Here is a 17,250-nt window from a genome sequence, read left to right on the forward strand (position 1 = left end):
GAGGAAAATGGAGAACACGGTCGTGATCAAATGCGGCGGCAGCGTGCTTGATGAGCTATCTCCCGCTTTTTTTGCCAGCGTGAAAACGATGCGCGAACAAGGGATGAATGTCGTCATCGTCCACGGTGGCGGGCCGGAGATTGGAAAGATGCTGAAACAGTTGAACGTGCGAAGCGAATTTGTCAATGGTTTGCGCAAAACGACGAAAGAGGTGCTTGCCGTTGTGGAAATGGTGCTGTCCGGTAAAGTGAACAAGCAGCTCGTCACGATGTTCAAACAGCACGGTTTACCGGCAGTGGGCATTTCAGGGGTAGACGGAGGGCTGCTTGAAGCGGAACCGATTGACGGGATTAAGCTTGGCTACGTCGGTCGCGTCACAGCTGTTCGCGTCGATTTGCTGCAAACGCTACTTGCCGCAAACTACATACCGGTCATTTCACCGCTTGGCGTTGGTCGGAGCGGACAAACGTACAACATTAATGCGGACACGGCAGCAGGGGCGATCGCGGCAGCCATCGGCGCCAATCAGCTCGCGTTTGTGACGAACGTGCCCGGCCTTTTGCAAGACGGGACGCTCATCGGGGAAGCAACAGCGGAAACGGTCGAGCAGCTGCTCAAAGACGGTGTCATCACCGGCGGGATGATCCCGAAAGTGAAAGCGGCGCTCTCCGCCTTATCCGATGCGTTGCCGAAAGTGATGATTGTCAGCGGCAAAACGCCGTTTTATGAGCAAGGAACATGGCACGGGACAACAATCCGTAAAGAAGTGGGGGCATATTTATGAGCGCACTGTTTCCAACCTACAACCGTTGGAAAATTTCTGTTCAATCGGCAGAAGGGACGGTTGTGACTGATGTCAATGGAAAACAATATCTCGATTTCGTGTCTGGCATTGCTGTTTGTAACCTCGGCCATCGTCATCCGCACGTCAAGAAAGCAATTGAAGAGCAGCTGAACCAATATTGGCACGTATCAAACTTGTTTACGATTCCGATTCAAGAAGAAGTCGCCTCCCAGCTTGTTGCCCACAGCGCCGGCAATTACGTCTTTTTCTGCAACAGCGGAGCCGAGGCGAACGAAGCGGCGTTGAAGCTGGCACGCAAACATACGGGAAGGCATAAAGTCATCACATTTCATCAGTCGTTTCACGGCCGAACGTTTGCGACGATGGCCGCGACCGGGCAAGAGAAAGTGCATAGCGGATTTGGTCCATTATTGCCGGAATTTATACACTTGCCGTTTAACGATGCGAGCGCGCTCGAGAAAGCGATGAACGATGAGATCGCGGCAGTGATGCTCGAGATCGTTCAAGGAGAAGGTGGTGTCCGCCCGATTGATCCAGTGTTTTTGCAAACAGCTGCCGAGCTATGTCAAAAATACGGTGCGCTCTTGATCATTGACGAAGTACAAACCGGCATCGGTCGGACCGGGAAGCCGTTTGCGTATCAACATTTTGGCATTGAGCCGGATATTATGACGGTCGCCAAAGGACTGGGCAGTGGCATTCCGGTCGGTGCAATGATCGGCAAGGCGTTTTTAAAAGATTCATTCGGCCCTGGAGTGCACGGGTCGACGTTTGGCGGCAACCCGATCGCGATGGCCGCCGCCAAGGCGACACTTGAAGTCGTGTTCGATTCGGCATTTTTACAAGAGGTTCAAGAAAAAGGAAGCTACTTGCTTGGGCGGTTAAACGAGGCGCTCTCCCCGCTTGAAATTGTCAAGGATGTGCGCGGACTCGGACTGCTTGTTGGGGTGGAATGTCAAACGGAAATCGCTCCACTGTTGCCTTTGATTCATGAAAGCCGCTTGCTCGTTTTGCCGGCCGGACCGAAGGTGATCCGACTGTTGCCACCGCTTGTCGTGACGAAAGACGAAATCGATCAAGCAGTGGATATTTTAACGGCAACATTGAAGAATGCCAACGCCTCGGCTGTCTTGTAATCAAATCAGGCAGTTGACGGCTTCATTTTTATTCTTGTTTTTGCATAAAAATTCTCTAACGGTTATAAAAATTAAACGATGAGGTGGCGCTAATGAAAGCGTATTTGCATCTGGCCAGTGGAAAAACGTTCAGCGGTAAGCTTGCCACCCCGCTTGAAAAAAAGGTGAGCGGGGAGATCGTTTTTTTTACCGGTATGACTGGGTATCAGGAAGTGCTGACCGACCCGTCGTATAAAAATCAAATCATCGTCTTTACGTACCCACTGATCGGCAATTACGGCATCAATGATGAAGATTTTGAAAGCAAACGCCCGCATGTGGCAGCGGCCGTCGTCTATGAGGCGAGCAACGAAGGGTTTCATTATGGAGTGAAATACAGCTTGGCTGAATATTTGCGGCACTGGAACATTCCGCTGCTCACTCACGTTGATACGCGCGCCCTTGTCAAAGAAATTCGCATGGAAGGAACGATGATGGCAGAACTAAGCTCGTCGCCCATCCCAGCGGTGATGGATGAAGAGACAACATTTCCTGTGTGCGCCGTGTCGACGAAAAAGATGGAGACGTACGGCCAAGGCGGACCGCATATCGTGCTAATCGATTTCGGTTATAAAAAATCGATTTTACAGTCGCTCGTATCACGCGGCTGCCAAGTAACCGTCGTGCCGCACGATACGGCGCCGGAAGCGATCGATGCGCTTAAACCGGATGGCCTTGTCCTCTCAAACGGCCCCGGAGATCCGAAACAGCTAAGCGTTCGGCTTCCAGCCATTCGCCAGCTTATCGACCGGTATCCAACTTTAGCCATTTGCCTCGGCCATCAGCTTGTTGCCTTGGCGTACGGGGCGGATACGGAAAAGCTTCGCTTCGGGCACCGCGGCGCCAACCAGCCAGTGTGGGATGCTGTAAAACAAAAAGTGATGATCACGTCGCAAAACCATAGTTATGTCGTCAAAGAGAAAAGCCTTGAGGGCAAGCCGTTTGCCATTCGTTTCATCAACATCAACGATGGCTCAGTGGAAGGCATGATCCATCGCGATAAACCAATTTTGTCGGTGCAGTATCATCCGGAAGCTCATCCGGGGCCGCAAGATACCGGCTATATTTTCGATGAATTTTTGCAAACCGTCGCAAAGGGAGAGAAAGTATATGCCTAAAGATTCCTCGCTTCAGTCGATTCTCCTGATTGGGTCGGGGCCGATCGTCATCGGCCAGGCCGCTGAGTTTGACTATTCTGGGACGCAGGCATGCATCGCCTTAAAGGAAGAAGGATACCGTGTCATTTTAGTGAACAACAATCCGGCGACGATCATGACCGATGACGTCCATGCTGATGCTGTGTATTTTGAGCCGCTCACCGTCGACGCGATCGAAGCGATCATCGCCAAAGAGCGTCCGGACGGGCTGCTGGCGACGTTTGGAGGCCAGACCGGGCTCAACTTGGCGTTTCAACTGTATGAAGCCGGGGTGCTCGAAAAATACGGGGTGAGACTGCTCGGAACACCGATTGAAGCGATCAAGCGCGGAGAAGACCGCGAAGCGTTCCGCGCGTTGATGCATGAGCTTGGCGAACCAGTGCCGGAAAGCGAAATTGTGACAAACGTCAAAGAAGCGGTCGCGTTTGCTGAACAAATCGGTTTTCCGATCATTATTCGTCCCGCGTATACGCTCGGCGGGACGGGCGGCGGCATCGCAGAGAATATGAAGCAGTTTATTGCATTGGTAGAAAAAGGGCTAGCGGAAAGCCCGATCCGGCAATGTTTAATTGAGCGGAGCGTCGCTGGATTTAAAGAAATTGAATATGAAGTGATGCGAGATCAGTCAAATACGTGCATTACGGTTTGCAATATGGAAAACGTCGATCCGGTCGGTGTCCATACGGGCGACTCGATCGTCGTCGCGCCGTCGCAGACGCTGACGGACGAAGAGTACCAAATGCTCCGCTCGTCAGCAGTGAAAATCATTTCAGCGTTAGGTATCATCGGCGGCTGCAACATTCAGTTCGCCCTTGATCCAAATAGCAAACAATATTACTTAATCGAGGTGAATCCGCGCGTCAGCCGTTCGTCGGCGCTTGCGTCAAAAGCGACCGGCTACCCAATTGCTCGCATCGCAGCCAAGCTGGCTGTTGGCTATACGCTCGCCGAGCTCATCAACCCGGTGACGAAAACAACGTACGCCAGTTTTGAGCCCGCATTGGATTATGTCGTTGTCAAGTTTCCGCGCCTGCCGTTTGACAAGTTTCCGCATGCCGATCGGAAGCTCGGCACGCAGATGAAAGCCACCGGAGAAGTAATGGCGATCGATCGCAATATGGAACGGGCGTTCCAAAAAGCGGTTCAGTCGCTTGAGGGCAAAAATAATGGATTGTTTTTGTCGGAACTTTCGGCAAAAACGAATGACGAACTAAAACAGCTGCTCGTCAATAAAGACGACCGCCGCTTTTTCGCCATTTTGGAACTGCTTCGTCGCGGTGTGACGGTCGAAACCATTCATGAGTGGACGAAAATTGACCGTTTCTTCCTTTGTACATTTGAACGGCTCGTTGCGCTCGAAAAGCAGGCGGCAGCCGTTACGCTCGATACGATCGATGAAACGATGTTCCGTTTCTTAAAAGAAAAAGGGGCAAGCGATGCTTTTTTGGCCGAAACGTGGAGCGTAACCGAGCTTGAGGTGCGCAACAAGCGGAAAGAACTTGGCATCGTGCCGTCATACAAAATGGTCGATACGTGCGCAGCCGAGTTCCATTCGGAAACGGATTATTATTATTCCGCGTATTTCGGCGAAGATGAGCGAAAACAAGCAAGTGGCAAAGAAAAAGTGCTGATCATCGGCGCGGGGCCGATTCGTATTGGCCAAGGGATTGAGTTCGATTACAGCTCCGTCCATAGCGTGTTCGCTTTGCAAAAGGAAGGCTATGAGACGATCATGATCAACAACAACCCGGAAACGGTGTCGACCGACTTTGCCATTGCTGACCGCTTGTATTTTGAGCCGTTGACATTAGAGAGTGTCCTCGATGTCATTGAAGCGGAACAAATCCAACATGTGATCGTTCAATTCGGCGGTCAGACGGCGATCAATTTAGTGAAAGGACTCGAAGAAGCAGGGGTACGGCTGCTTGGTGTCACCTACGATATCATCGATCAGCTTGAAGATCGCGACCGCTTTTACCAGCTGCTTGAAGAGCTCGACATTCCGCATGTGCCCGGTCTGATGGCGAACGATGCTGAAGAGCTCGTAGCCAAAGCGGCGGAGATCGGTTACCCGGTGCTGCTTCGTCCATCTTATGTGATCGGCGGCCGCGGCATGTTTATCATCCGGAGCGAGGCGCAGCTCGCCGCATTGATCGAACAAGGTGAGTTGACATACCCGATTTTGATCGATGCGTATTTGGACGGAAAAGAGGCGGAAGCGGATATCGTGACAGACGGGACGGACATTTTGCTTCCGACGATTATCGAACATGTCGAAAAAGCCGGCGTTCATTCCGGTGACAGCTACGCTTGGCTGCCGGCGCAGACGCTCACCGAGGAAGAAAGAGCCAACATCGTCGACTATGCGAGGCGGATCGCCAAAAAGCTTGGTTTTAAAGGAATCATGAATATTCAATACGTTATTGCTGACGGAAACGTATATGTGCTTGAAGTGAATCCACGCGCCAGCCGGACAGTGCCGATCGTCAGTAAAACGACTGGCGTGCCGCTTGCGCAAATTGCGACAAAGTTATTGCTTGGGAAATCACTTGTCGACATTCCAGGCGGAAAAATGAGCGGATTGACGGTTATGCCATACGTCGTCTTGAAATATCCGGTCTTTTCAACTTACAAGCTGCCAGGAGTTGACCCAACGGTTGGGCCGGAGATGAAGTCAACCGGAGAAGGCATCAGCATTGCCATGACGAAAGAAGAAGCAGCGTACAAGGCGTTTTATGCCTATTTGCAAAAGAAAGCGAATGCGAATGAGCTATATGTTATCGGCGACATCGACGCGGAGCTGGCGGCGGAGATTGAAACGAAACAGCTGAATATCGTTACGGATGTTTCATTTGCCGACTGGGTGAAACGCGACGGAGCGCTGGCAGTGATCGACTTGCGCAAGGAGGAAGGCGAGGCGCCGAAACGGATGGCTGCGTTGTCCCAACAATTACTCGTCTTCACGGAGCGTGAAACGCTCGATCTCTTTTTACAGGCGCTCACTGTAGGTCAGCTCGATGTACAGCCGATCAGCGGTTGGATTAAAAAGAAAAAACAGGCAGAACAGGCGGTGATCGCATGAATACAGTGATGTCATTAAAAGGGAGAGACTTTTTAACGCTTCTTGATTTTTCTACAGAAGAGATTTTTGAATTGCTGGCGTTAGCAGGCGACCTAAAAGCAAAGCAAAAAGCCGGCATGCCGTATACGCCGCTTGCCGGCAAAACGATGGCGATGATTTTTGAAAAACCATCGACGCGCACGCGCGTATCGTTTGAAGTCGGCATGATTCAACTTGGCGGCAGTGCGCTTTATTTAAACAGCAACGACTTGCAGCTCGGTCGCGGTGAAACGATCGCCGATACGGCTCGCGTCCTGTCGCAATACGTCGATGTCATTATGATCCGGACATTTGCCCACCAAAAAGTCGAAGAGTTGGCCGAATACGCATCGATTCCGGTCATCAATGGCTTGACGGACGACGATCATCCGTGCCAGGCACTGGCGGATTTGCTGACGATTTATGAAGTGAAGAAAACGTTCCAAGGTGTCAAGCTCGCTTATGTCGGGGATGGCAACAATGTTGCCAACGCACTCTTGGCGGCTGCGGCGAAAGTCGGCATGGATGTGGCCATCGCTTGTCCACCGGGTTATGAGCCGAAGGCAGCTTATGTAGAAGCGGCGCGCCAAATCGGGGAAAAAACAGGCGCGACGGTCACAGTGACGCACGACCCGCTCGAGGCGGTGGCGGGAGCGGATGCGATTTATACGGACGTCTGGACGAGCATGGGACAGGAGAGTGAGAGCGATGAGCGGCTGCAAGTATTTCAGCCATATCAAGTAAATGAAGCGCTCGTTAAAGCAGCGAAACCGGACTATATATTTTTGCATTGCTTACCAGCCCATCGCGGCGAGGAAGTGACGGCCGGTGTCATGGACGGTCCGAATTCGATGGTCTTTGAACAGGCTGGCAATCGCCTTCACGCACAAAAAGCGATTTTAGTGTCGGTTTTATAATGGAAAGAACGATGTCCTGCCAAGTGTGGCGAGACATCTTTTTTATTCGGGGCGGCGCAACTGATGATTTTCGGAGGTAATGGAACGATTACAGGCGAAGCAACCCACTGTGCTTGCTGTCTCCCGGCTAACAAGCCATCATTTTCCTTCTTATGAATCGTGGCGCAACGGGGAATGATAACAAATGCAATCGAAGCAAGGGGGATGAAACAAATGGGCCAACCGCGCCATTTTAAACCTGGGGATAAAGCGCCGAACAACGGTGTTTACATTGAAATCGGCGAAACAGGTGACAATGTAAAAAATCCGAAAAAGCTGAAACTAAAAGCCGGCGATACGTTCCCGGAAACGTCGAATCATAACCGGCATTGGACATATTTGCGCAAACCTTAATGTGCGAAAAAAGCCATTCCGTTTTGGAGTGGCTTTTGATTTGCCGTGCGCCGTGCAATCCGCTATAATGATTTATAGTCAAAGAAGGTCAAATGGAGGGAACGGCATGGACGCAAGCCGTTTGACAGAAAAACTGCAAGAAGCGCTCATGGCGGCGCAGTCGCTCGCCAAAGAACGCCATCATCAACAGCTTGATGTTGAGCATCTTCTGAGCGCGCTGCTTGAACAAGAAGGTGGCTTGGCGCCGCGGCTGTTGGAGCTTTCCGGTGCCGATCGGAACAAGGTAGTCGGTTTTCTAAACGAGCAGCTTCGTCATAAGCCGGAAGTGCACGGGACGGAGGGGCAGCTATACATTGCCCCGGCGTTGGCGCGGCTGCTTGACGAAGCAGAAGCCGAAGCGAAACGAATGCAAGATGAATACGTGTCGGTTGAGCATGTGCTGCTCGCTTTGCCGTCCGGTGCTGAGCATATCGCCCGGCGTCTGGCGTCGTTTGGGTTGACACGTGAAGCGCTGTTGACAGCATTGACAAAAGTAAGGGGGAATCAACGCGTGACAAGTCCGCATCCGGAAGCGACGTATGAGGCGTTGACAAAATATGGGCGCGATTTAGTCGCCGAAGTGAAGGCGGGAAAAATCGACCCGGTGATTGGCCGTGACAGTGAAATTCGTCGCGTGATTCGCATTTTGTCACGGAAAACGAAAAACAATCCAGTGCTGATCGGCGAACCGGGCGTTGGGAAAACGGCCATTGTTGAAGGGCTCGCCCAGCGCATCGTCCGCAAAGACGTTCCGGAAGGGCTGAAAGACAAAACGATTTTCGCGCTTGATATGAGCGCGCTTGTTGCCGGGGCGAAGTTTCGCGGCGAATTTGAGGAGCGGCTGAAGGCGGTACTGAACGAAATCAAAAAAAGCGATGGCCGTATCATTTTGTTTATTGATGAGCTACATACGATTGTTGGTGCCGGTAAGGCAGAAGGGGCGATCGACGCCGGCAATATGTTGAAGCCGATGCTCGCCCGCGGCGAACTGCGCTGCATCGGGGCAACGACGCTGGATGAATATCGACAATATATTGAAAAAGACCCAGCGCTCGAGCGCCGTTTCCAGCAAGTGCTCGTCGAAGAGCCGAGCGTTGAAGATACGATTTCGATTTTGCGTGGATTAAAAGAACGGTACGAAGTGCACCATGGCGTGAAAATTCACGACCGTGCGCTCGTCGCGGCCGCAGTATTGTCTGACCGTTACATTTCCGACCGCTTTTTGCCTGATAAAGCGATTGATTTGGTCGATGAAGCGTGCGCAACGATCCGCACGGAAATGGAATCGATGCCGTCCGAGCTCGATGAGGTGATGCGCCGCGTCATGCAGCTTGAAATCGAAGAGGCTGCCTTAAGCAAAGAAACAGATGAGGCAAGTCGGACACGGCTTGAGGCGCTGCAAAATGAACTTGCTAACTTGCGCGAGAGAGCGAATGCCATGAAAGCAAAATGGCAACAAGAAAAAGAGACGCTCGATCGTGTCCGCCGCGTGCGCGAGGAGCTCGAACGGGCCAAGCGCGAGCTTGAAGAAGCAGAAAACGACTACGATTTAAACAAAGCGGCCGAATTGCGCCATGGACGCATCCCGCAGCTTGAGAAACAACTGAAGCAGCTCGAGCAGGAAGCAAGCGGCCAAGGAGAAGGAAAGCTGTTGCGCGAGGAAGTGACGGAAGAAGAAATCGCCGAAATTGTTTCACGTTGGACCGGCATTCCACTCACCCGCCTTGTGGAAGGGGAAAGAGAGAAGCTGCTCCGTCTCCATGAATTGCTGCACGAGCGGGTCATCGGCCAAGACGAGGCGGTCGAACTTGTCGCTGATGCCGTCTTGCGGGCGAGAGCGGGCATTAAAGACCCGAATCGCCCGATCGGTTCGTTTCTTTTTCTCGGCCCGACCGGTGTCGGCAAAACAGAGCTCGCCAAAACGCTCGCCGAAGCGCTGTTTGACAGCGAAGAGCAGCTAATTCGTCTTGACATGTCCGAGTATATGGAAAAGCATGCCGTTTCCCGCCTGATCGGGGCGCCGCCTGGTTATGTCGGCTACGAGGAAGGCGGTCAGCTGACAGAGGCGGTGCGGCGCAAGCCATATTCCGTTTTGCTGCTTGATGAAATCGAAAAAGCGCACCCGGACGTGTTTAATCTTTTGCTACAGCTGTTGGATGATGGACGGCTCACTGACTCGCAAGGACGGACCGTCGATTTTAAAAACACGGTCGTCATTATGACGTCTAACATCGGCTCGCCGCTCTTATTAGAAAGCCGCAACGGCGAAATCGAAGAAGAGACACGGAAACAGGTGCTTGATCAACTGCGCGCCCATTTCCGCCCCGAGTTTTTAAACCGGATCGATGATGTCGTCTTGTTTAAGCCGCTGTCAACGAATGAGGTCAAAGGCATCGTCGCTAAGTTTGCCCGCGAATTGTCGCGTCGTTTGGCCGATCGGCATATTGAGCTCGTGCTGACGGAAGAAGCGAAACAGCATATCGCCGAAGCCGGCTTTGATCCGGTATACGGCGCCCGCCCCTTGAAGCGGTTTATGCAAAAGCAGATTGAAACCCCGCTTGCCAAAGAGTTGATCGCCGGGCGGGTGAAAGATTACAGCACTGTCACGGTCGATGTCGAAAACGGCCAGCTTGTGATCCGTCCGTCCGCGTAAAAACGTTTTTAGGCGAAGGGGCTATATCACTGACGGGAGAGATGGTTTCTTTTGACGGCAACGAAAAATGGTGCGGCGGTCCAAAAGGTGTCCCGATATAGTGTTCGGGGCACCTTTCTTTTCTTTCACCGATCGTCAAGGGTATAATGAAAAGAAAAAAGAAAGGAGAGTGCTTGGTTGGCGCGGGAACGAAAAATTTCGCTGAATGAGCTGTTTGCCCAAACGAAACAACTTCTCCTTGAACACGGATATGAAGGATTTACGTTTGGCTTGCTGGCTGAACGGCTTGGAGTGGCGCGGAGTGCAATTTATAAATATTTTGAGAACAAAGAGGAATTGATTACTACATATATGGTAAATGAAATGGAAGAAGTGTTCATAAAATTAGAACATATACATGTGTATCCTACCTTTGATGAGCAATTTCGTTTTCTGCTCGATTTCATCTTATATCATAATGATCTTCATGAAATGATTTCGATTGGAAAACGAATTCCAGAAAACCATCCAAAAGTGCAGGAAAATAAACAGCGTCTCGCCCAGTTTCACAAGAGAATGTATGAAGAGCTAGAACATTTAATCAAACGGGGAAAACAGGAAGGGAAAATAAAGCCGCACCTTCCGAACCAAGTAATTCTTGGTTATATTTTTCAGTCAGTCTCTGTTCCTCATTTTCCCGGCATCTCTCTTGCTGAATGGGTGGAAAGCATTAGGGAGATCATTATGTACGGGGTCATGAATAGAAATTGACAGTTATGTCACTTTCCCATTATCATTAAGTTGTATTTAAAGTGACAAGTTTGTCACTTTTGTTGATCAAACGAAATGGAGGATGAGTAATGAATCGATGGTTGCAGACGGTGACAGACCGGGTAACGACGAAAAAAGGAATGTGGTGGACACTAGTCGTATGGTTTATTGTCACTGTTGTGTTGGCCGTTGCGGCGCCGAGTGTAAAAGATTATGAAGTATCGAGCATTGAATCACTGCCGGAAGATGTACAGTCGATGGTGGCGCAAAAGAAAATCGATCAATACTTTGCGAATAGCGACGGCATCCCTGCGATTTTTGTTTTTCGTTCTGATGACGAGCCGATTTCAACAGAAGAATTGCAGCGCTTGTTGGCCGATATTGAGAAAAACCACCAAGAAGCACTTGAACAGCTTGTTCCAATTGCTTCCCTCCCACCGCAAGCCGCAGCACGGTTTTTTGCTGAAGATGGGAAAATCGCGGTTGTTCCAGCGATTTATCAGTCTTCATTGGAATCGAAAGAAATTCGCACGATCAATGACGATATTCAGAAACTCGTCCATAGCGAAAGCGATGTAAAGCTTTATATTACTGGTCCGGCTGGCATCGCGGCGGATACGCTGGAATTGTTTTCGCGCGCCGATGTTGTGCTCATGCTCTCAACAGTTGGACTGATTCTAGTGCTGCTGATCATCATTTACCGCTCACCACTATTGGCGCTCATTCCGCTTGTTGTCGCTGCGTTTGTGTATGAAGTAGTCGTGCAGCTGCTCGGGCTGTTAGGGCGAGGAGGACTTGTCATCTCCAACCAAACGGTTTCGATTATGTCCATTTTGCTGTTCGCTGCGATTACGGATTACTCATTGTTTATCTTTTCCCGCTACCGGGAGGAGCTGAAACGGTACGAGAACAAGTGGGAGGCGATGAAGCAGGCGATGCGCGAGACCGGGCTGCCTGTCCTGTTTTCAGGGGGCACCGTATTGGCAGCGATGCTCGTGTTGTTTTTCGCCAAGCTAGGGGATTATCGAAATTTTGCCCCGACGTTTGCTCTCACGATGGCCATCATCATGATTGCTTCGGTCACGCTGATCCCGGCTTTGTTCACGTTGTTCGGACGTAAAGCGTTTTGGCCGAACATTCCGCGTGTCGGTGATGCCAAAGAGAAAGGAATGCGGACATTTTGGGAAAAAGTTGGTCGGTTTGTCGTTCGCAAGCCGCGTCTGACCGTGGCTCTCATCAGCTTGCTCCTTGTGGTGATGGCTGCTCATACGTCAGCATTGCGCTATGAGTATGATCTAATCAAATCATTCCCGGAAGATATGCCGTCGCGCCAAGGATACGAATTGCTCGAGAAGCATTTTGCTAAAGGAGAGTTGGCGCCAACAACGGTCTTGTTTGAGGGGAAAAATGCCTTGACGCCACAACAAATGAAAGAGTTGCAGGAACAACTCGAGAAACAGCCGCTTGTCAGTGAGGTGCGTCCGGCCGGCACAGCGGATGATGGACGTGTGGTCTCGTTTACACTTACATTTCGGGAAAACCCATACGATGTCAAAACGATTGATGCGTTAGAACGGATCATCGATCGGAAGGAAACGATCATCAAACAAAGCGGGCTTGATGGACGACTTTATTTCGCCGGAGAGACGGCAGCGAAAGTGGATGAGCGGGTCGTAAACAACCGCGATATGGTTGTCATTGTCACGTTGGAGACACTTCTTATTTTCCTTCTGCTCATTGGGTTGACAAAGTCCGTAAAACGATCGCTGTATATGATCGGAACGATTCTCGTTTCGTTCGCGGCGGCACTTGGTCTTGGCATTTGGTTGACGGATTTGTTGTTTGATATCAAAACTGTCAGCGACCGTGTGCCGATTTATGCGTTTGTGTTTTTAGTGGCGCTTGGTATTGACTACAATATTATACTCGTGTCGCGCTTCCAAGAAGAGTGGAGAACTCATTCCGTCAACGGGGCGGTCGAACGAGCGGTAGCCCATACTGGCGGCGTCATTTCTTCCGCTGGCCTCATTTTGGCGGCGACGTTTGCCGTGTTGATGACTCAGCCTGTACAACTGTTGTTTGTGTTCGGTTTCCTCGTGGCCATCGGTATTTTACTTGATACGTTTCTTATTCGCGGGATGCTGCTGCCCGGGCTTATTGTCTGGATAGAGAACGGACGGCAGCGAAACGTTCAAACGGGCAACGAATAATGTACAAAAGAACGGACATAAAAACAACGCCTTGGAGTTTTAACAGCTCCAAGGCGTTGTTATTGATCAAAGGTTTTCTAGATTAATGATGGTGCCCGGCTGGCTCGTCCGGAATCAAGGCTGCTACTACAACGATCAAAATCGTAGCGACGACACTGATGATCGCGCCGGTCGTAAAATCATAGCTAATGCCTTGCATCGAGCCCATAACATAGGTCGCCATTTGCACGAGCAAAAACGTCCAGAAAAATGTCCAAAACAGGCGCATCTTGTTTCCTCCTATCTTCGCATCATTTCTTCCCTTATCTTATCACAATTTGTTCATTTAGGCATATACCCGGACGTTTTTTTTCGTCGGGCATATCGTATACTGTACAATTATGTATCGCCAAACAAGGGTGAATGGAAACGATGGCAGGACAACAACGGTTTTTCCAACTTGATGGGCAATGGTGCATCGTTCACGTGCCGGAGCGCCCGAACGGGTTTGCCCTTTTTTTAATGGGGGACGGCGATCATTTCGTGAACGAACAGACGAGTTTTTGGCTCGAGCATCCGGGGCGGCGCCAGTGGCTGGAGGAGTGGCTTGAACGTGGGTATACGGTGTTTTACTCTCATTTGTACGGCCGGCATTGGGGAAGCCCAAAAGCAGTCCGGCTGGCGCGTCAGCTTATCTACTCAGTACTGAAAAGCGAAATTGTCAACAAGCGCATTTATATCGTTGCCGAAGGAATGGGCGCACTTGTCGCCTCGCAGCTGCTTGGCGCCATGCCAAGGCAAATCCGCGCCGTCGCCATGATCAACCCTTGCCTTGATGTACGTGCGCAGCTCAGCTATGCGCAGGAACATTCGTTGATGTATCGACGGATGGTGAAAGAAATCGCGCTTGCCTATGGCATGAAGGAAGAAGAGGTGCCGGAGGCTGTTCCGTCCCTTTTTCTCAGCCCTCATGATGTTCCGGTGACGATTTGGCAGCTCGCCGGTGTGAGCGAATATCCGTCCGCACTGCACAGCCGCAAATACGAACAATGGATGAAAACGATGAACGATCGAGTGCGCGTCGTTTATCATTTACTGGAAAGGCGGCGCCAGCTGGCAGCGCAAATCGGACAATTTTTTCGCCAGTACAATGAGCTCCCGTAAACAACGAAGGCAGACGCATCGTTTGGTTGCGTCTGCTATTTTTTTATGAAATCGACGAGTGAAGAGATCTTTTTGACAAGCGGTTTTAACTGTTGCAAAGAGTCCGTCAGCACGCTGACATTTTCAAACAGTTTCATAAAATCAATGTTTGGCAGCGGGAGCGGATCTGTCTCCTCCCGCTCTTCCCGCCGGTCGGTTTGGCGTGGGGGGAACGGGCCGAACATGAGGCGAGAGAAGCGATCATGCGGCTCGCGATGCTGTTCTGGTGTTGGATTGTTCGCCATGTAGCGTCCTCCCTTTCGTACCATCTTTACTTGTCATTGTATTGTATGAGCGGAAATGAAAAACGGTTTGGACAAATGCCTTTAAGTACAGAGAAGCGCCTGAATTCTCTTTGCTTTTCTTTCAAGGGGATCTCCGCTTTTCTATTGCGCACATGCGCTCTTTCCGATAAAATTAGTACCAAGTAATAATAATTGGTTATGTGGATTGATTGTATATTGGGAATTACGCTGTATTCAAAAGGATTTTCGGTTATTTTGCAAGGAAAAAGGAGATGAGTAGCATGGGAGCAGGAATTATCGGCGTTGGTTACTATGCACCGGAAAAGGTGTTGACAAACGCTGACTTGGAAAAAATGATGGACACATCAGATGAATGGATTCGAACGCGCACGGGGATTGAAGAACGGCGCATCGCTCCAGATGAGATGGATACATCTGACATGGCGTATTTTGCTGCTGAGAAGGCGCTCGCTCACGCGGGCATTTCCGCGAAAGACATTGATTTGATTTTGGTAGCTACCGTTACTCCAGACCGCCCGTTCCCGTCTGTTGCGTGCATGTTGCAAGAGCGCCTCGGTGCTGTCAACGCTGCAGCGTTGGACATTAGCGCTGCCTGCGCCGGGTTTATGTATGGGGTCGTGACGGCGAGCCAATTCATTGACAATGGTGCATACAAGTATATATTGGTAGTAGGCGCGGAAAAACTATCAAAAATTATTGACTGGACCGACCGGAATACGGCAGTGCTGTTTGGCGATGGCGCCGGGGCGGTCGTCATGGGGCCGGTGTCACCCGGACGCGGCATTTTATCCTTTGAATTAGGCGCTGACGGAACGGGAGGAAAACATTTATATCAAGACGAATATATCATCATGAACGGCCGTGAAGTGTTTAAGTTCGCTGTCCGGCAAATGGGAGAGTCAAGCTTGAATGTGCTCGAAAAAGCTGGCCTATCGAAAAATGATGTTGACTTTCTGATTCCCCACCAGGCGAACATTCGCATTATGGAGGCAGCCAGACAGAGGCTCGAGCTGCCGGAAGAGAAAATGTCAACAACGATTCGCCGATACGGCAATACGTCAGCCGCGTCCATTCCAATTTCACTCGCTGAGGAATTTGAAGCGGGGAAAATTAAAGATGATGATGTCATCGTCATGGTTGGATTCGGCGGCGGGCTGACGTGGGGTGCGATCGCCTTGCGCTGGGGCCGCTAACAACTTTTAGATTATCGGAAAAAGGAGAGACGAAGCGATGGAAAAAAGACGAGTTGTCGTGACCGGGATGGGGGCTGTCACCCCACTCGGCAATGACGTCGAAACAACATGGAAAAACATCATTGCCGGTCAGTCTGGCATCGATATTGTCACTCGTGTCAATCCCGACGATTTTCCAGCGAAAGTGGCGGCGGAAGTCAAAGATTTTGACCCGACGGTGTTTATGGATCGCCGCGAGGCACGGAAGATGGATCGTTTTACACAATACGCCGTGGCCGCAGCGCTTATGGCGGTGAAAGACGCCAATCTGGAAATCAATGAACAAAACGCTGAACGAGTCGGTGTCTGGATCGGATCTGGTATCGGCGGGATGGAGACGTTTGAGCAACAGTTTGAAACTTTCCAGAAACGCGGCTACCGTCGGGTGAGCCCGTTTTTCGTGCCGATGATGATTCCGGATATGGCGGCTGGACAAGTGTCGATCATTCTCGGGGCAAAGGGAATCAATTCGTGCACAGTCACTGCTTGCGCGACTGGAGCCAATTCGATCGGCGACGCGTTTAAAGTCATTCAGCGCGGTGATGCCGACGTGATGATCACTGGCGGAGCCGAAGCGCCGATTACGACAATGTCGTTTGCCGGCTTTTGTGCGAACACAGCGCTCTCGACGAATCCAGATCCGAAAACGGCAAGCCGCCCGTTTGATAAAAACCGTGACGGATTTGTCATGGGCGAAGGAGCAGGCATCATCGTTCTTGAAGAGTTGGAGCACGCGTTGCGTCGCGGAGCGCCGATTTATGCCGAAATTGTTGGCTACGGCGCCACCGGAGATGCTTACCATATTACGGCGCCGGCGCCGGGCGGTGAAGGGGGCGTGCGGGCGATGCGCCAAGCGCTCCATGACGCTGGCTTGCAGCCGGAGGAGATCGACTATATTAATGCCCACGGCACAAGCACAGAGTACAATGATAAGTATGAGACGTTTGCCATTAAAGAAGTGTTCGGTGATCATGCGTATAAGCTCGCCGTCAGCTCAACGAAGTCGATGACCGGCCACTTGCTTGGGGCGACCGGTGCGGTGGAAGCTATTTTCTCGGTGTTGACGATTCGCGATGGTATCATTCCGCCGACGATCAACTACGAAACGCCAGATCCGGAATGCGATCTTGACTATGTGCCGAATGAAGCACGCAAGCAAGAAGTGCGCGCAGTCTTAAGCAACTCATTTGGATTTGGCGGCCATAACGCGACATTGATTTTCAAAAAATATGTGTGACGAACGGAAATGAGAGCCTTCGGTTGAACGAAGCTGCCCCCGTTAGGCATAACTAACGAGCGGCAGTTCGTTCAAAGCGAGGCTCTTTTTTGATTGGCGCATCCCGCTCTGTTTCCGCCTTTGTTCACCGTCTT

At 51.0% G+C, this 17,250-nt stretch carries 14 protein-coding genes; 12 read left to right on the plus strand and 2 right to left on the minus strand.

Going from position 1 to position 17,250, the window contains the following annotated elements; translation table 11 throughout:
* The first annotated feature begins 7 nt into the window (after nt 1-7).
* The 9 genes from argB to DSM465_RS0113005 all read left to right on the plus strand — a co-directional run bounded on the left by argB (nt 8) and on the right by DSM465_RS0113005 (nt 13,199).
* Nucleotides 8-784 (plus strand): acetylglutamate kinase, encoded by a 777-nt coding sequence (gene argB / locus DSM465_RS0112965; RefSeq protein WP_008878997.1) that lies wholly within the window; start codon nt 8-10, stop codon nt 782-784.
* On the plus strand, nt 781-1,941 hold the full coding sequence (locus tag DSM465_RS0112970; RefSeq protein WP_008878996.1) for an acetylornithine transaminase: 1,161 nt from the start codon (nt 781-783) through the stop codon (nt 1,939-1,941). The genes argB and DSM465_RS0112970 overlap by 4 nt, the downstream gene beginning before the upstream one ends.
* A 92-nt stretch (nt 1,942-2,033) precedes the next feature.
* Nucleotides 2,034-3,098 (plus strand): carbamoyl phosphate synthase small subunit, encoded by a 1,065-nt coding sequence (locus DSM465_RS0112975; protein ID WP_008878995.1) that lies wholly within the window; start codon nt 2,034-2,036, stop codon nt 3,096-3,098.
* Entirely contained in the window at nt 3,091-6,219 is a 3,129-nt protein-coding gene (locus DSM465_RS0112980; protein ID WP_011886931.1) for a carbamoyl phosphate synthase large subunit, read from the plus strand. Before DSM465_RS0112975 ends, DSM465_RS0112980 begins: the two co-directional genes overlap by 8 nt.
* Complete coding sequence (argF, locus tag DSM465_RS0112985; RefSeq protein WP_029761524.1) at nt 6,216-7,154, plus strand: ornithine carbamoyltransferase; 939 nt, start codon at nt 6,216-6,218, stop codon at nt 7,152-7,154. The genes DSM465_RS0112980 and argF overlap by 4 nt, the downstream gene beginning before the upstream one ends.
* 213 nt (nt 7,155-7,367) lie before the next feature.
* On the plus strand, nt 7,368-7,547 hold the full coding sequence (locus tag DSM465_RS0112990) for a YjzC family protein (RefSeq protein ID WP_008878992.1): 180 nt from the start codon (nt 7,368-7,370) through the stop codon (nt 7,545-7,547).
* 106 nt (nt 7,548-7,653) lie between these two features.
* A complete protein-coding gene (gene clpB, locus DSM465_RS0112995) occupies nt 7,654-10,239 on the plus strand; it encodes an ATP-dependent chaperone ClpB (protein ID WP_011886932.1) in 2,586 nt (861 codons plus the stop codon).
* Nucleotides 10,240-10,416: 177 nt separating this feature from the next.
* Nucleotides 10,417-10,989 carry a TetR/AcrR family transcriptional regulator gene (locus tag DSM465_RS0113000; protein ID WP_008878990.1) on the plus strand — a complete coding sequence of 191 codons (573 nt, stop codon included), beginning with the start codon at nt 10,417-10,419 and terminating at the stop codon, nt 10,987-10,989.
* 89 nt (nt 10,990-11,078) lie between these two features.
* Nucleotides 11,079-13,199 carry an MMPL family transporter gene (locus DSM465_RS0113005; protein ID WP_011886933.1) on the plus strand — a complete coding sequence of 707 codons (2,121 nt, stop codon included), beginning with the start codon at nt 11,079-11,081 and terminating at the stop codon, nt 13,197-13,199.
* Between the two features lie 82 nt (nt 13,200-13,281).
* Here DSM465_RS0113005 and DSM465_RS0113010 read toward each other — a convergent pair whose 3' ends face one another.
* Complete coding sequence (locus DSM465_RS0113010) at nt 13,282-13,467, minus strand: YjzD family protein (RefSeq protein WP_008878986.1); 186 nt, start codon at nt 13,465-13,467, stop codon at nt 13,282-13,284.
* Nucleotides 13,468-13,601: 134 nt separating this feature from the next.
* Here DSM465_RS0113010 and DSM465_RS0113015 point away from each other — a divergent pair, with 134 nt between their 5' ends.
* Nucleotides 13,602-14,342: an alpha/beta fold hydrolase gene (locus tag DSM465_RS0113015; protein WP_008878985.1), complete on the plus strand. Its 741-nt coding sequence runs from the start codon at nt 13,602-13,604 to the stop codon at nt 14,340-14,342.
* A gap of 35 nt (nt 14,343-14,377) precedes the next feature.
* Here DSM465_RS0113015 and DSM465_RS0113020 read toward each other — a convergent pair whose 3' ends face one another.
* A complete protein-coding gene (locus DSM465_RS0113020; protein WP_008878984.1) occupies nt 14,378-14,626 on the minus strand; it encodes a hypothetical protein in 249 nt (82 codons plus the stop codon).
* A gap of 281 nt (nt 14,627-14,907) precedes the next feature.
* Here DSM465_RS0113020 and DSM465_RS0113025 point away from each other — a divergent pair, with 281 nt between their 5' ends.
* Together DSM465_RS0113025 and fabF are read left to right on the plus strand one after the other, a co-directional pair.
* Nucleotides 14,908-15,840, plus strand: a complete 933-nt coding sequence (locus DSM465_RS0113025; RefSeq protein WP_008878983.1) for a beta-ketoacyl-ACP synthase III — start codon at nt 14,908-14,910, stop codon at nt 15,838-15,840.
* A 37-nt stretch (nt 15,841-15,877) separates the two neighbouring features.
* Nucleotides 15,878-17,116 (plus strand): beta-ketoacyl-ACP synthase II, encoded by a 1,239-nt coding sequence (gene fabF, locus DSM465_RS0113030; protein WP_011886935.1) that lies wholly within the window; start codon nt 15,878-15,880, stop codon nt 17,114-17,116.
* Nucleotides 17,117-17,250: the final 134 nt, after the last annotated feature.

It is taken from the genome of Geobacillus thermodenitrificans subsp. thermodenitrificans DSM 465 (assembly GCF_000496575.1).
Lineage (GTDB): Bacteria > Bacillota > Bacilli > Bacillales > Anoxybacillaceae > Geobacillus > Geobacillus thermodenitrificans.

Excerpts from the sequence above, each read along its gene's own strand:
- DSM465_RS0112990 (WP_008878992.1), top strand. The coding sequence starts at position 7,368 with ATGGGCCAACCGCGCCATTTTAAACCTGGGGATAAAGCGCCGAACAAC.
- argF (WP_029761524.1), top strand. The coding sequence starts at position 6,216 with ATGAATACAGTGATGTCATTAAAAGGGAGAGACTTTTTAACGCTTCTT.
- DSM465_RS0113010 (WP_008878986.1), bottom strand. The coding sequence starts at position 13,467 with ATGCGCCTGTTTTGGACATTTTTCTGGACGTTTTTGCTCGTGCAAATG.
- fabF (WP_011886935.1), top strand. The coding sequence starts at position 15,878 with ATGGAAAAAAGACGAGTTGTCGTGACCGGGATGGGGGCTGTCACCCCA.
- argB (WP_008878997.1), top strand. The coding sequence starts at position 8 with ATGGAGAACACGGTCGTGATCAAATGCGGCGGCAGCGTGCTTGATGAG.
- DSM465_RS0113020 (WP_008878984.1), bottom strand. The coding sequence starts at position 14,626 with ATGGCGAACAATCCAACACCAGAACAGCATCGCGAGCCGCATGATCGC.
- DSM465_RS0113005 (WP_011886933.1), top strand. The coding sequence starts at position 11,079 with ATGAATCGATGGTTGCAGACGGTGACAGACCGGGTAACGACGAAAAAA.
- DSM465_RS0113025 (WP_008878983.1), top strand. The coding sequence starts at position 14,908 with ATGGGAGCAGGAATTATCGGCGTTGGTTACTATGCACCGGAAAAGGTG.
- DSM465_RS0113015 (WP_008878985.1), top strand. The coding sequence starts at position 13,602 with ATGGAAACGATGGCAGGACAACAACGGTTTTTCCAACTTGATGGGCAA.
- DSM465_RS0112980 (WP_011886931.1), top strand. The coding sequence starts at position 3,091 with ATGCCTAAAGATTCCTCGCTTCAGTCGATTCTCCTGATTGGGTCGGGG.
- DSM465_RS0112975 (WP_008878995.1), top strand. The coding sequence starts at position 2,034 with ATGAAAGCGTATTTGCATCTGGCCAGTGGAAAAACGTTCAGCGGTAAG.
- clpB (WP_011886932.1), top strand. The coding sequence starts at position 7,654 with ATGGACGCAAGCCGTTTGACAGAAAAACTGCAAGAAGCGCTCATGGCG.
- DSM465_RS0112970 (WP_008878996.1), top strand. The coding sequence starts at position 781 with ATGAGCGCACTGTTTCCAACCTACAACCGTTGGAAAATTTCTGTTCAA.